Here is a 13,395-nt window from a genome sequence, read left to right on the forward strand (position 1 = left end):
GGCAAACCTATGCTTTACCGGCCTTTTTGCGGATGCTGGCGATGAAAAATCCGTCCCCGCCGAAGTCCTGCGGAAAAATCTGCATCCGGTATCCGTCAACGCAAGATTCCATTGCTTCCGGGACGTGCAGCGGATACGGTTCAAATTCCGGATGTTCCTGCAAAAATGTTTCAATCGTCCCTTCGTTTTCTTTCCGGTCAACGGTGCACGTGCTGAAAACAAGGATGCCGTCCGGTTTTAACAGTTCCGACACGCCCGATAAAATCGAAAGCTGGACCTGCTTTAGCGCATGGATATCGTCAACGGTTTTCGCATATTTGATATCCGGTTTCCGTCGCAGCACGCCAAAACCTGTGCACGGCGCGTCGACAAGAATGCGGTCAAAAGTATTTTTTTCAAAACGGGCGCCTGCATCCCGGCTGTCCATCGCAATCGCTTCGACCTGTCCGGTACCGAGCCTCTCTGCATTTTCCTGAACCAGTTTTACTTTATGCGGATGGAGATCGAGCGCGACAACTTCTCCCGTTCCTTCTAACTTTTCCGCAATATGGGTCGTTTTTCCGCCCGGTGCCGCACAAGCGTCCAGAATCCGCTGGCCTTCCTGGATGCAAAGCGCATAGGCAACCGCCATCGAACTTTCATCCTGGATGGTGAAGAGCCCTTCTTTAAAGCATGCCGAGCGGGCAAGATTGCCTTTTCGTGAGCGGACAGCTTCCGGAATAACCGGGCTCCGCTCAACGGTAAACCCTTCCCGCTCCAGTTTTTCGATGACTTCTTCCACGGATGCCCGGTTCAGGTTCACCCTTGCTGTCTGTAACGGCGGAATCAGGTTTGCTTCACACATTTCTTTCGTCGTTTTATAGCCGTAAGCTTCCGCCCATCTTGCCACAAGCCAGTGCGGATGGCTCGTTGCCACCGATAATCTTTCAAGCGGGTCTTCTATTTCCTTTAAACTTCTGAGCCCCCCGCGCTGGATGGCGCGCAAAACGCCGTTGACCATTCCGGAAATCCCGCGGTGGCCCCGTTTTTTGGCGATCTCCACCGCTTCAAAAATAATCGCGCGGTCAGGGATTTTATCTAAGTATACCATTTGATATAAAGACAAGCGCAACAAAATCCGCACCCAATTTTCAATTTTTTTGCGCAAAAACGGGGCGAGAAAATAGTCCAGTGTCTGTTTTCTCTGCAACGTGCCATAAGTGATTTCCGTAAGCAGCGCCCGGTCAGGACCGTGGAACCGGTATTTTTCAATATAGCGGTCAAGCAGCAAATTGCTGTACGACTCGTTTTTCTCCACTGCCTCCAAAAGTTCAAGCGCCGCTTCACGGACATTTTTCCGATCTTTACTCATCTTCATCTCCAAATTTCATTCCGGGTGCAAGGCCGCCCGCTGAACCGTTTAAAAATTGTGCAACCGCCATCCGTTTCTTCCCGGCAGGTTGCAGTTCCGTCACTTTAATGCCGGTTGTGTTGCCCGTTGCGACCACGATCCCGTCTTTTTCTATCGTGACGATGGTGCCCGGCTCCGCCTGCTCAGAAAGCGGCACTTTTTCGCTTTTCCATATTTTAAACGTCTTTCCGCCAAGCACGGTGTAGGCAACCGGCCACGGGCACAGCCCCCTGATTTGGTTGTAAATGACTTCCCCCGGTTTTTTCCAATCGATTTTTTCCTGGCTGCGCGTAATATTGTGGGCAAACGTCGCCTTCTGTTCATCCTGCGGCACCGGCGTCACTTCTTTTGCCAAGATTTTCGGAAGCGTTTCGGATAAAAGCACAGCGCCCGCTTTGCTCAGCTTGTCATGGAGGGTGCCGGCATCATCGGTTTCTTCAATTTCGACTTCCCGCTGGCTGAAAATGTCGCCGGCATCGAGTTTTTCCGCCATGTACATAATGGTGACGCCGGTCTTTTTCTTCCCTTGTAAAATAGCCGTATGGATCGGCGCCCCGCCACGCAGTTCCGGCAGCAGTGACGCATGGACATTGATGCAGCCGAACGGGGGCGCATCAAGCAATGCTTTCGGCAAAATCTGCCCGTATGCGCATGTAACCACAACATCCGGTTTGAGCGCCAAAATACGGGCGAGGCTTTCCGGCTCGCGCAATTTTTCCGGCTGAAAAACCGGAATGCCGTGCTTTTCCGCCTCCCGTTTTACAGGCGGAGGGGTTAAAACCTGTTTTCTGCCAACCGGCCTATCCGGCTGCGTCACAACGCCAATGACCTCGTACCCGTCGCGGATCAAAGTCTGTAAAACCGGCACGGCAAAATCCGGCGTTCCCAAAAACACCACTTTCGTCATTCGGCATCGGCCTCCTCAAAAACCAAGTCTTCCTCATCCACATAATCAATGATTTTGGACGTAAACAAAACGCCGTGCAGATGGTCGATTTCATGCTGCAAAGCGCGGGCAAGGAAATCTTCCGCTTCAATGGTGAACGCCCTTCCGTTTGCATCCTGTGCTTTTACTTTCACATAATGGGCGCGCGAAACCGTCCCATAAACGCCGGGAAAACTCAGGCAGCCTTCGACATCCGTCTGTTCCCCGCGCCTTGTTACGATTTTCGGATTGATGAGGTCAATCCGGCCTGTTTCATCCCCGGTATCGACAACGGCGATTTGCTGGTTGATGCCGACTTGCGGGGCGGCAAGGCCGACCCCGTCCGCTTCAAGCATCGTTTCATACATTTCATCCAGTACCGCTTTTAAAGACGGGCCGAATGCCGTGACCCGTTTGCATTTTTCCTCCAAAATAGCGGCAGGATATTTTACAATCTCCATCATTTCGAATCACTCGTTCCTGTTACATCATCATATTAGGATTGACATCGACCGCGATGCTTAATCCTTCCGAGGCAATCTGGTGCTGGAAATGTTCCAGCAAAACAGATAATGTTTCATTGAGCCGCGGTTCCCGTTTGTATTTTATCAGACATTGGTAACGATATCTATTTTTCACACGGGGTACCGGGCATGCCGAAGGGCCTAAAATCACGCTTCCGCCCGACACCCGGTTCCGCATAAAGCCTGCGATTTTTTCGGCTGCGGACATGGCTTTCATCACATTTTCATGGCTGACCGTAATCAGGGTGAGATAGTAAAAAGGAGGATAGGCGCCCACTTTCCGCATTCTCATTTCCTGGCGGTAAAAGCGTTCATAGTCCTGTTCCCCTGCAAATTGGATGCTGTAATGTTCGGGGGTATAGGTTTGGACAACAACCTCGCCTTCCAGCTGGTGCCGCCCCGCGCGCCCGCTTACTTGCGTTAAAAGCTGAAACGTTTTTTCAGACGCCCTGAAATCGGGTAAATGGAGTATCGTGTCCGCATTCAGCACGCCGACAAGCGTAATATTTGGGAAATCGAGCCCTTTTGCAATCATCTGCGTCCCAAGCAAAATATCGGCTTCCCCGTTTGCAAAGCTTTGCAGCATCCGTTCATGTGCCCCTTTGCGGCCGGTTGTATCGACATCCATCCGGATCACGCGCGCTTCGGGCAACAGCCGCCCCAGTTCCTCTTCCACTTTCTGCGTCCCTGTCCCGAAATAACGAATATGGGAACTCCCGCATTCCGGGCATGTTGCGGGCACAAATGTCTCGTAACCGCAGTAATGGCATTTCATTTCGTTTGTAGAGCGGTGATAAGTAAGCGAGATATCACAGTTCGGGCATTGCTGCACATACCCGCAGTCCCGGCACATGACAAAGGAGGAGTATCCCCTTTTATTCAGCAGCAGCACGGTTTGCTGTTTTTTCTCCAGACGGTCTTTCAATTTTTCAAAAAGCTCTCTTGAGAACATGGAACGGTTGCCTGCGCGCAATTCTTCGCGCATATCGACAATTGAAACTTCGGGAAGCGGGTGGTTGTTCATCCGTTTTCCCATTTTCAGCAAAGTATAGACCCCTTTTTGCGCGCGGGCAAATGATTCAAGCGACGGGGTGGCGCTGCCGAGTATGACCGGGCAATGGTGGTTTTTGCTCCGGAAAAGGGCGACGTCCCTCGCATGGTAGCGCGGGTTGTCCTCCTGTTTGTAGCTGTTTTCATGTTCTTCATCAATAATAATGATGCCAAGATTTTCAAGCGGGGCAAAAATCGCCGACCGCGCCCCGACGACCACTTTCGCTTCTTTGCGGGTAATTTTCCGCCATTCATCGTATTTTTCGCCGACCGATAAGCCGCTGTGCAAAACCGCCACGTCTTTGCCGAAACGGCTTTTAAAACGGTTCACCATTTGCGGCGTAAGAGAAATTTCCGGCACAAGGACAATCGCCTCTTTTCCCTGGTTCAGCACTTCCTGTATCGACTGGAGATAAATTTCCGTTTTTCCGCTACCGGTTACGCCAAAAAGCAAAAACGTTTCATTTCTGTTTTCGCGGACAGCGGAGAGGACCGGGCCAATTGCCTGTTTCTGCTCCGCAGTTAAAGCATGTGGCACGCTCTTTTGAAATTGGTGGCCGGCATACGGGTCGCGGTACGATTCTTCCTGTTTTTCTTCCAACCATCCTTTTTCAAGCAATGTTTTGATAACCGCCCGCGATACGCCAGCTGTTTCCGCCAGTTCGGGAGAAGGCATCTTAGCATCCGGATTTTCCAGGAAAAATTGCAGCACCTGCTTTTGCTTCGGTGCATTTTTCGGCACTTCTTCCATCCGTTTTTCAAGCTCGTCTTTGGACAGCGGGCAGAAAATAAGCCGGACCGTTTTCTTATTGGCTTTGCTTTTGACTTCGTACACGACTTCCACCGATCCGTTTTTCGCTTCTTTTTGGAGAAACGGCAGAAAGCCCTTTTGCTGTGCTTCTTTCCAGCTGATTTCGTCATGACCCTTAAACACTTCGTCAAGAAAAGGGTTGGCGCCCCCGTCCTGCCTTTTGATGCGTTTTTCATATTTTGCCTTCATCGCAGCCGGCAGCATCGCCTGGTAAGCGGAGATTTTCAGGCAAAGCGTTTCCTTCGCAAGCCAGTCCCCGAGCGCAAGCAGCTCCGCATTCAAAACCGGGGCCAAATCCTGCGGCGCAATGATTTCACGCAAGTTCTTCACTTCTGAACGGTCTTTTATGCCCGCAACAAATCCCTGGATCGTACGCGGGCCGAACGGGACAATGACACGCATTCCCGGCTGAATGGCCGTTTCCCATTTTTCCGGGATCCGGTAATCAAAATATTTATCTGTCTGCATTGCCGGTATATCGACAATCACATTTGCAATCTTCATTTCTTTTCGCCCTTTTCGATCTCGCGGCAGATTTCGCGCAAAATTTCCCTTGCCGCCTCATGCTTGGAAAGCAGCGGGAGTTCCCGTTTCGAGCCGTCGCGTTTAAAAATGGTCACGATATTGGTATCACCGGCAAAGCCGGCGCCTTCCCGGCTCACATCATTGGCAACAATTATATCCGCACGCTTCCGTTCCATTTTGTCGCGCGCATAGTTTTCGAGATTATCGGTTTCCGCGGCAAAGCCGACGAGAAAAGGCTTGTCCGGCCTTTCGCCGAGTTCTTTTAAAATATCTTTTGTCCGTTTCAATTCCAGCGTCAGGTTGCCCGGCTGTTTTTTCATTTTTTTATCAAAAACACGGACCGGCGTGTAGTCTGCCACGGCTGCGCTTTTAATGATGATATCCGCTTCTTTGTAGCGGCCCATAACCGCATGATACATCTCCTCTGCGCTCTCCGCTTTGATGATTTCCGTTTCGGCGGGCGGTGTCAGATTGTCCACACTTGTGACAAGCAAAACGTTTGCCCCCATATTGGCCGCTTCTTCGGCAAGCGCAAATCCCATTTTTCCGGACGAACGGTTTGAAAGAAAGCGAACAGGATCAATTTTTTCAATCGTCGGGCCGGCTGTCACTAAAACCGTTTTCCCGGACAACGGTTTTGGTCCGCCACCGCTGAAAAAATCTTTCAAAAGCGCCACGATGTTCTCCGGTTCTTCCAATCTTCCTTTTCCGGTATAGCCGCATGCGAGATGCCCATCCGCAGGCTCGATCAGCCGGTAGCCGAAGCTTCCAAGCGTTTCCAGGTTCCGGCGGACAGCCGGGTGGCCATACATATGGACATTCATCGCCGGCGCCACCCATACCGGCGCGGTCGTGGCGAGAATCGTGGTCGAGACCATATCATCCGCTATTCCGTTCGCCAATTTTCCAATAATATTAGCGGTGGCCGGCGCAACGAGGACAAGATCCGCCCAGTCTGCAAGATCAATATGGGCAATTTTTTCCGGGTGTTTCTCATCAAATGTATCGGTGTACACTTCATTCCGGGAAAGCGCCTGAAACGTTAACGGCGCCACAAACTTGCAGGCGGATTCCGTCATGATGACTTTCACATGTGCGCCGGACTGCGCCAGCTTGCTTGTGAGCGCAGCCGCTTTAAAGACGGCAATCCCGCCGGTTACGCACAATAGTATATTTTTTCCAAGCATCCATATGCCCCCTGTAAAATCTCAGTCAAACTCCTTACGACCATTCTAACAAAATAGCAAATATAAGAAAAAGGGCTGACGCCATATCCGCCAGTCCCTGCTCTGTGATTTTCCGTATGATCGCGCCAGGATGCCTTAAGAAGCTGTTCCATCGTGTTTGATCCGGAGGACGCCGACATAAATTTCTTCAAGCGCCTTGCCGACATTTTTATCGGAAACATATTTTTCAAGTACTTCGTTATGCTCGTCCTGCAGCTGGCGGGCGCGTTTTGCCGCGATCGTGACAAGGGAATATTTTGAATCGATAATTTTCAATAGTTCATCAATGGAAGGATAAAGCATCTTATTCAACCTCCAGAATTTTTTTATACAGCTTCGCAACGCGTGTCGTCCGGCAATGTTCCGCGACGACAATGGCTTTGATTTTTTCGCAGGCGTTTTCTATTGTATCATTTTCCACGACGTAATCATATAAATTCATCATTTCGATTTCTTTGCGGGCTTTTTCCATCCGGTCGCGAATCCTTTCGGCTGTTTCCGTCCCGCGCTGCGTAATCCTCAATTCCAGTTCGGACAAACTTGGCGGCGCAAGAAAAATGAATAAGCCGTCCGGAAATTTTTCGCGGACCTGCCGTGCGCCCTGCACTTCAATTTCGAGAAACACATCTTTTCCCGCTTCCAATGTTTCCTTCACATAATCGACAGGTGTCCCGTAATAATTGCCGACATATTCCGCGTACTCCAGCAGTTTTCCCTGCCTGATCAGTTCTTCAAATTCTTCGCGTTCTTTGAAAAAATAATCCACCCCGTCGATTTCACCTTCCCGCGGTTTTCTCGTCGTCATTGAGATGGAATATTCAAATTTCGTATCCGGCTGCGAAAAAATGGCTTTCCGTACGGTCCCTTTCCCGACACCGGACGGACCGGATAACACAATGAGCAATCCTTTTTTCTTCAACGCTATACCTCCTCGCCATCTGTTTCCCCGTCCGTAACACGGTGCGCCACTGTTTCCGGCTGAACTGCGGAGAGAATCACATGGCCGCTGTCCATCGTTACCACTGCCCGGGTTTTTCTGCCGTATGTCGCATCGATTAAAGTGCCACGCTCGCGTGCATCCTGAATGAGCCGCTTAATCGGCGCTGATTCCGGGCTTACAATGGAAATGATGCGGTTTGCCGAAATGATATTGCCAAAGCCGATATTAATGAGTTTTACCACCTGCATCCTCTCCCGCTCGCATACAATTGACTTCGCGCGAATCATTCTATATTCTGCACTTGCTCGCGCATCTTCTCAAGGACCGTTTTGAGCTCAACAACGGCTGTTGAAATACCGGAAGCATTTGCTTTTGATCCGATCGTGTTCACTTCCCTGTTCATCTCCTGGATCATGAAATCCAGTTTTCTGCCAATTGGCTCATCAAGCGCCAACGTTTCGCCAAATTGAATCAAGTGGCTCTCAAGCCTTGTTACTTCTTCATGGATATCGGATTTGTCGGCAAACAGCGCCGCTTCCTGGACGAGCCTCGCTTCATCCAGCCGGCCGCCTGATAGCTCCTGCATCCGCTTTTCAAGTTTGAATCGGTATGTAGAAACGAGCGACTGCGCCTCTGTTTTGATATCGTCCACCTGCTTTGAAATCGTTTGGAGATGTTTTTCCAAATCGGCTTTGAGCAGGGAACCTTCTTTTTCGCGCATAAGCCGCAACTGCCCGGCCGCCTCTTTGCAGGCTTCCAAGACAAGGGTGAGGATTTCTTCATTATCTTCCTCTATTTCTTCTATTGTAACTAAATCTTCGCGGTTTAATAACTCGCGAATGCCAAAACCTGATTCAATTCCGTATTGCTCACGGATCCGGCTTAAAAACCGGTGGTATTCGTCCAGCAAATCCCAGTCGACCCGCAGCCTGCGTTTGACAAGCCCTTCACCGGCAATGGTGACAAACACGTCAATACGACCCCGCTGCACATAGTTCCCGATGATTTTTTTCAACTCTTCTTCCACTTTGACAAGCTGCTTCGGCATCCTGATCTGATATTCGCAAAAGCGATGGTTGACAGACTTGATCTCAACTGTCACACTGAACTGCTGCGTCTTTCGGCGGCCTCTGCCATAGCCCGTCATGCTTAAGACCATCTTCTCACGCCCAATCTCTTCTTACATCTACCGTCGCGCCGGTTTTAACCTTCACGGCTTTCATCGCGCCTTTTCCTGGCTCAATCAAAAAAGCTTTTACGGAGATTATACCGCGCCCCGTTCAATTAGGAAAGAAAATCTTAACCGGAGCGCCGGGGGAAACTTCGCCAAAAGAAAAAGTAATAGAGGATCCCCTATTACTTTTAAGATTATAGCATAATTTAAGGTTTTTTTCTTAAATAATAGGTCCCCGCAAGCAAAAATGTCGGAATCGCACTCATGCAGAGGACGAGCAGCCAGTCTTTCGGCAAAATCGGAAGCGTATGGAAAACCGGCTGGAGGGCCGGAACATAAATCACGGCAAGCATAAGCAACACCGATGACAAAACAGCAAGCACAAGATAGACGTTTCCAAACGGGTTGCGCGCAAGCACCGAGCGTTCGCTGCGGCAGTCAAACACATGGATCAGCTGAGCAAGGACAAGCGTTGCAAATGCAATCGTTTGGGCATAAGGAAGCCGGTCAGGATGCTGGTAATATACGGTCACAAAAGCGGCCAATGTCGCAATTCCGATCAGAAAACCGCGCGAAATCACTTTCCAGCCGAGCCCGCGCGCAAACACCCCTTCACGCGGATGGCGCGGATTCCGCTTCATCACATCTTCTTCCGGCTGGTCGAGGCCGAGCGCCATCGCCGGCAGCCCATCCGTTACGAGATTGACCCACAGAATTTGGATGGGAACGACGGGAAGCGGCAGGGACAAAAGCATCGCAAACAGCATGACCAGAATTTCGCCGACATTGGAAGCGAGCAGGTAACGGATGAATTTCCGGATATTTTCGTAAATATTGCGGCCTTCCTGGATCGCCGCTTTAATCGTCGCAAAATTGTCATCGAGCAAAATGAGCGAGGACGCTTCTTTTGCGACATCGGTTCCGGTTATGCCCATCGAGATGCCGATATCGGCCGTTTTTATGGCCGGTGCGTCATTGATGCCGTCTCCTGTCATGGCGACGACTGCCCCGCGGTTTTGGAAAGCTTTGACGATTTTCAGTTTATGATCCGGCGATACACGTGCAAACACGGAAACTTCGTCAATCACGTCTTCCAGCTCATCCACCGTCAGTTCGTTCAGCATCGCGCCGTCCACCACTTTTTCACGGCTTGTGCGCAAAATCCCGAGCTGTCTTGCAATTGCTTTTGCGGTCACAGCATGGTCGCCCGTAATCATCACCGTCCGGATGCCCGCTTCCTTACATTCTTTAATGGCTTGTCTGACTTCCGGCCGCGGCGGATCGATCATTCCCTGGACGCCGAGAAAAATCAAATTTTTCTCCGCCTCTTGTTCGTTTTTTGCCGTTTCGCCTGCTGCAAGCGGCTTGAATGCGATGGCGATCGTCCGGAGCGCCTGGGCAGCCAAAGATTCGACCGCTTTCTCTACTTTTCTCCGTGTTTCCGGATCAAACGATTGTTCCCTGCCGTTCCAGAGCACCGACCGGCTTACCCCGAGCAGCACATCCGGCGCGCCTTTTGTGATCACAAACCGTTTGCCGTGTTTGTCACGGATCACCATGCTCATCATTTTCCGCGTTGAATCAAATGGAAATTCCTGTTCAATCGTAAAATCTTTCAGCAGTAATTCCCTCGTTAAACCGGCCTTCAGGGCAGAAACGAGGAGCGCGCCTTCCGTCGGGTCGCCGTCTATGATATATTCTTTGTTTTTCACTTTCAATTCGGCATGGTTGCATAATAGCCCGAACGTCAACAGCTGGTAGACGCTTTTTTCCTTTAACGGGTGGATTTCCGCGCCATTGTCCGTAAAAATCCCTTTCGGCTCATAGCCCGTCCCGGACACTTTCCACGTCTTTCCCCCGCTCCATAAATGAGTGACTGTCATTTTGTTTTGCGTCATTGTGCCGGTTTTATCCGAGCAGATGACAGACGCACAGCCAAGCGTTTCCACAGCCGGCAGTTTCCGGACGATCGCGTTTTTCCGGATCATGCGCTGGACACCGAGCGATAATGCGATCGTCACAATCGCCGGCAGGCCTTCCGGAATCGCCGCAACCGCGAGCGAAACCCCCGCCAGAAACATGGAATACAAGTCATGCCCGTGCCAGACGCCGACAAGAACAACAAGGAGGGTTAAAAGCAGCGCCACCACGATTAAAATTTTTCCCAGTTGCTCGAGCCTTCTTTGCAAAGGGGTCGCCATCGCTTCGGCGTTTTGAATCATATCGGCAATTTCCCCCATTGCCGTCTGCATCCCGATGCCGGTGACAATGCCGATGCCGTTGCCGCGCGTTACCATTGTCCCCATAAACGCCATATTATGCAAATCGCCGAGGCCCGCATTTTCCACAGGAATCGGTTCCGTTGATTTCGGGGAAGGGATGGACTCTCCGGTTAACGCCGACTCTTCAATTTCAAGATTATTGGCCTTTACAATCCGGACATCGGCGCCAACCCGGTCCCCGCTTTCAAATTTTAAAATATCACCAAGCGTCACTTCTTTGGAAGGGATTTTTACCCATCGCCCGTTTCTTCGCACATTGACTTGCGGTGCGGAAAGTTCTTTTAATGCTTCAAGCGATTTCTCGGCCCGCCGCTCCTGAAAAAAGCCGAGAAACCCGTTAATCAATACAATGGCGATGATGGCGACCGCGTCGACATATTCGCCTAGAAATCCGGAAATCACGGTTGCGGCAAGCAGGACGAGCGTCATAAAATCTTTAAACTGGCTGAGAAAGAGCATAAGGGCAGATTCCTTTTCCGCCTCTTCCAGTTCATTAAAGCCGTACTGCCTGATTCTTTTTTCCGCTTCTTTTTCGGTGAGCCCTTTTTCCAGATCAGTTCCGAATTCCTGTTCTACTTCTTTTTCACTCATTTCGTGAAACATCATGAAAATACACTCTCCCCTGCTTCTGCCCATTATTGTCTTAATAGCAACATATTCAGCCCTGTCCAAAAAAATGATATAATTTAACATGCCAACGACTGACGCAATGCTTTATGCATGCGCGAAAGAATTGAGGAATGCGATATGTCATTTGACGGATTATTTACAAGAGCGATGGTAAAAGAACTTGTTGATACGATAAAAGGTGGGCGGATTAACAGAATCCACCAGCCGTACCAGAATGAACTGGTCCTTGTGGTGCGTGCAAACGGAAAAAACAGGCGGCTGCTTTTGTCGGCACACCCGGCCTATGCGCGCATTCAGCTGACGGATGAACCATTTGACAACCCGCAGGACCCGCCGATGTTTTGCATGCTTTTAAGAAAACATCTGGAAGGTGCCGTGATCGAGGATATTCACCAGGCCGGCCTTGACCGCGTTGTTGTCTTTGACATCAAAAACCGAAACGAAATCGGGGATATTTCCTTTAAACAGCTGTACGTGGAAATCATGGGCCGCCACAGCAATATCATCTTGGTCGACAAAGAGCGGAACCTGATCATGGACAGCATCAAACATGTCCCACCGGCTGTGAATACGTACCGGACGATTCTCCCCGGGCATGAATATGTCATGCCCCCTGAACAACACAAACGGAACCCGCTTGAGGCGGCAAAAGAGGATGTCATAGCAGCGCTTGACTGGAACAGCGGGAAAATGGACAAGCAAATTGTCGCGCAATTTGCCGGCGTCTCCCCTCTTTTGGCGAAAGAAATCATGCACCGGGCGAAGTTTTCGAATCCAGATGCGGTCACGGACGCGTTTTTGTCCGTTATGGAGCCGATTAAAAAGTTTGACCTCCAGCCAGTGATGATCATTGGCACGCAAAAAGAATCGTTCTACATGATCCCGCTTACGTCTCTTGAAGGCGAAGTCAAAACGTTTCCGACTTTAAGCGCGCTGCTTGACCGTTTTTATGCCGGTAAAGCCGAACGTGACCGCGTCAAGCAAAAAGGCCACGATCTTGAGCGGTTTGTGAAAAATGAACTAGAGAAAAACGAAAGCAAAATTAAAAAGCTGGAAGTCACGCTTGCGGAAGCGCAAAATGCCGAACAGTTCCAGCTGTACGGCGAACTTTTGACAGCAAATTTGTATGCTGTAAAAAAAGGCATGGACAAAGTGAAAGTGCAAAACTATTACGATGAGGACGGGGCAATGGTTGAAATTCCGCTTGATCCGCTAAAAACCCCTGCCGAAAATGCGCAAAGCTATTTTTCCCGCTACCAGAAAGCGAAGCATGCGCAAGTCGCCGTGCGTGAACAGATCAAAAAAGCCCGGGATGAAGTGCTGTATTTTGAAAACCTCCTCCAGCAGCTTGAAACAGCCTCGCCGAAAGATATCGGGGAAATCCGCGAAGAGCTGGAAGAAGAAGGCTATTTGAAAAAACGGCACAGCCGCGCCCGGCGGAAAAATGCAAACAAAATCGCCCTCGAAAAATACGAGGCTTCGGACGGCACGGAAATTCTTGTCGGAAAGAACAACAAGCAAAACGATTATTTGACAAACCGGGTCGCCGCCCGCGATGAAATCTGGCTGCACACAAAAGACATTCCCGGGTCGCATGTTGTCATCCGCAGCAAAAACCCGGCGCCGGAAACGATTTTGGAAGCCGCATCACTCGCCGCCTATTTTAGCAAAGCGCGCCAGTCCGCTTCCGTCCCGGTCGATTATACGAAAGTGCGCTACGTGAAAAAACCGAACGGCGCAAAACCCGGATTTGTCATTTACGAGAACCAACAAACCGTTTATGTCACACCGGATACCGACAAAGTGCTGGCCATGAAAAAAACGAAGGATGCATGAAAAACACGGAATATGTTGTAAACAGCGCAGGCCCAGGCATTGCGCTGTTTTTTTTGGTGAAAAAAATGTTTTCGGAAACGAA

Annotated in this window: 11 protein-coding genes; 1 reads left to right on the top strand and 10 read right to left on the bottom strand. The window is 50.3% G+C overall.

All coding sequences use genetic code 11. From position 1 onward, the window contains the following. Nucleotides 1–7: 7 nt before the first annotated feature. The 10 genes from rsmB to ABR335_RS11350 all read right to left on the bottom strand — a co-directional run bounded on the left by rsmB (nucleotide 8) and on the right by ABR335_RS11350 (nucleotide 11,453). Nucleotides 8–1,351, bottom strand: coding sequence for a 16S rRNA (cytosine(967)-C(5))-methyltransferase RsmB (rsmB, locus tag ABR335_RS11305; protein WP_017551493.1), 1,344 nt, complete (start codon nucleotides 1,349–1,351; stop codon nucleotides 8–10). After that, a complete protein-coding gene (gene fmt, locus ABR335_RS11310) occupies nucleotides 1,344–2,297 on the bottom strand; it encodes a methionyl-tRNA formyltransferase (protein WP_017551492.1) in 954 nt (317 codons plus the stop codon). The genes rsmB and fmt overlap by 8 nt, the downstream gene beginning before the upstream one ends. Beyond that, on the bottom strand, nucleotides 2,294–2,779 hold the full coding sequence (def, locus tag ABR335_RS11315; RefSeq protein ID WP_035181825.1) for a peptide deformylase: 486 nt from the start codon (nucleotides 2,777–2,779) through the stop codon (nucleotides 2,294–2,296). The genes fmt and def overlap by 4 nt, the downstream gene beginning before the upstream one ends. A gap of 19 nt (nucleotides 2,780–2,798) precedes the next feature. Continuing rightward, nucleotides 2,799–5,204: a primosomal protein N' gene (priA, locus tag ABR335_RS11320; protein ID WP_104851376.1), complete on the bottom strand. Its 2,406-nt coding sequence runs from the start codon at nucleotides 5,202–5,204 to the stop codon at nucleotides 2,799–2,801. Continuing rightward, on the bottom strand, nucleotides 5,201–6,412 hold the full coding sequence (coaBC, locus tag ABR335_RS11325) for a bifunctional phosphopantothenoylcysteine decarboxylase/phosphopantothenate--cysteine ligase CoaBC (protein WP_017551489.1): 1,212 nt from the start codon (nucleotides 6,410–6,412) through the stop codon (nucleotides 5,201–5,203). The genes priA and coaBC overlap by 4 nt, the downstream gene beginning before the upstream one ends. 135 nt (nucleotides 6,413–6,547) lie before the next feature. Beyond that, entirely contained in the window at nucleotides 6,548–6,754 is a 207-nt protein-coding gene (gene rpoZ / locus ABR335_RS11330) for a DNA-directed RNA polymerase subunit omega (protein WP_014095504.1), read from the bottom strand. 1 nt (nucleotide 6,755) lies between these two features. Continuing rightward, nucleotides 6,756–7,370, bottom strand: a complete 615-nt coding sequence (gene gmk, locus ABR335_RS11335; RefSeq protein WP_014095505.1) for a guanylate kinase — start codon at nucleotides 7,368–7,370, stop codon at nucleotides 6,756–6,758. A gap of 2 nt (nucleotides 7,371–7,372) precedes the next feature. Then, nucleotides 7,373–7,678 carry an extracellular matrix/biofilm regulator RemA gene (gene remA / locus ABR335_RS11340; RefSeq protein ID WP_017551488.1) on the bottom strand — a complete coding sequence of 102 codons (306 nt, stop codon included), beginning with the start codon at nucleotides 7,676–7,678 and terminating at the stop codon, nucleotides 7,373–7,375. Next, on the bottom strand, nucleotides 7,675–8,550 hold the full coding sequence (locus ABR335_RS11345; RefSeq protein ID WP_014095507.1) for a YicC/YloC family endoribonuclease: 876 nt from the start codon (nucleotides 8,548–8,550) through the stop codon (nucleotides 7,675–7,677). The genes remA and ABR335_RS11345 overlap by 4 nt, the downstream gene beginning before the upstream one ends. 221 nt (nucleotides 8,551–8,771) lie before the next feature. Further along, nucleotides 8,772–11,453 carry a cation-translocating P-type ATPase gene (locus tag ABR335_RS11350; protein ID WP_104851375.1) on the bottom strand — a complete coding sequence of 894 codons (2,682 nt, stop codon included), beginning with the start codon at nucleotides 11,451–11,453 and terminating at the stop codon, nucleotides 8,772–8,774. Nucleotides 11,454–11,594: 141 nt separating this feature from the next. Here ABR335_RS11350 and ABR335_RS11355 point away from each other — a divergent pair, with 141 nt between their 5' ends. Then, a complete protein-coding gene (locus ABR335_RS11355; RefSeq protein ID WP_035189905.1) occupies nucleotides 11,595–13,313 on the top strand; it encodes an Rqc2 family fibronectin-binding protein in 1,719 nt (572 codons plus the stop codon). The last annotated feature ends 82 nt before the right edge of the window (nucleotides 13,314–13,395 follow it).

It is taken from the genome of Heyndrickxia faecalis (assembly GCF_040267745.1).
Classification (GTDB): domain Bacteria; phylum Bacillota; class Bacilli; order Bacillales; family Bacillaceae_C; genus Weizmannia; species Weizmannia faecalis.

Bases quoted from the DNA above. Each gene is read 5' to 3' on its own strand.
- def (WP_035181825.1), bottom strand. From the start codon at position 2,779: ATGATGGAGATTGTAAAATATCCTGCCGCTATTTTGGAGGAAAAATGC.
- priA (WP_104851376.1), bottom strand. From the start codon at position 5,204: ATGAAGATTGCAAATGTGATTGTCGATATACCGGCAATGCAGACAGAT.
- ABR335_RS11350 (WP_104851375.1), bottom strand. From the start codon at position 11,453: ATGATGTTTCACGAAATGAGTGAAAAAGAAGTAGAACAGGAATTCGGA.
- rpoZ (WP_014095504.1), bottom strand. From the start codon at position 6,754: ATGCTTTATCCTTCCATTGATGAACTATTGAAAATTATCGATTCAAAA.
- rsmB (WP_017551493.1), bottom strand. From the start codon at position 1,351: ATGAGTAAAGATCGGAAAAATGTCCGTGAAGCGGCGCTTGAACTTTTG.
- remA (WP_017551488.1), bottom strand. From the start codon at position 7,678: ATGATTCGCGCGAAGTCAATTGTATGCGAGCGGGAGAGGATGCAGGTG.
- ABR335_RS11345 (WP_014095507.1), bottom strand. From the start codon at position 8,550: ATGGTCTTAAGCATGACGGGCTATGGCAGAGGCCGCCGAAAGACGCAG.
- coaBC (WP_017551489.1), bottom strand. From the start codon at position 6,412: ATGCTTGGAAAAAATATACTATTGTGCGTAACCGGCGGGATTGCCGTC.
- fmt (WP_017551492.1), bottom strand. From the start codon at position 2,297: ATGACGAAAGTGGTGTTTTTGGGAACGCCGGATTTTGCCGTGCCGGTT.
- ABR335_RS11355 (WP_035189905.1), top strand. From the start codon at position 11,595: ATGTCATTTGACGGATTATTTACAAGAGCGATGGTAAAAGAACTTGTT.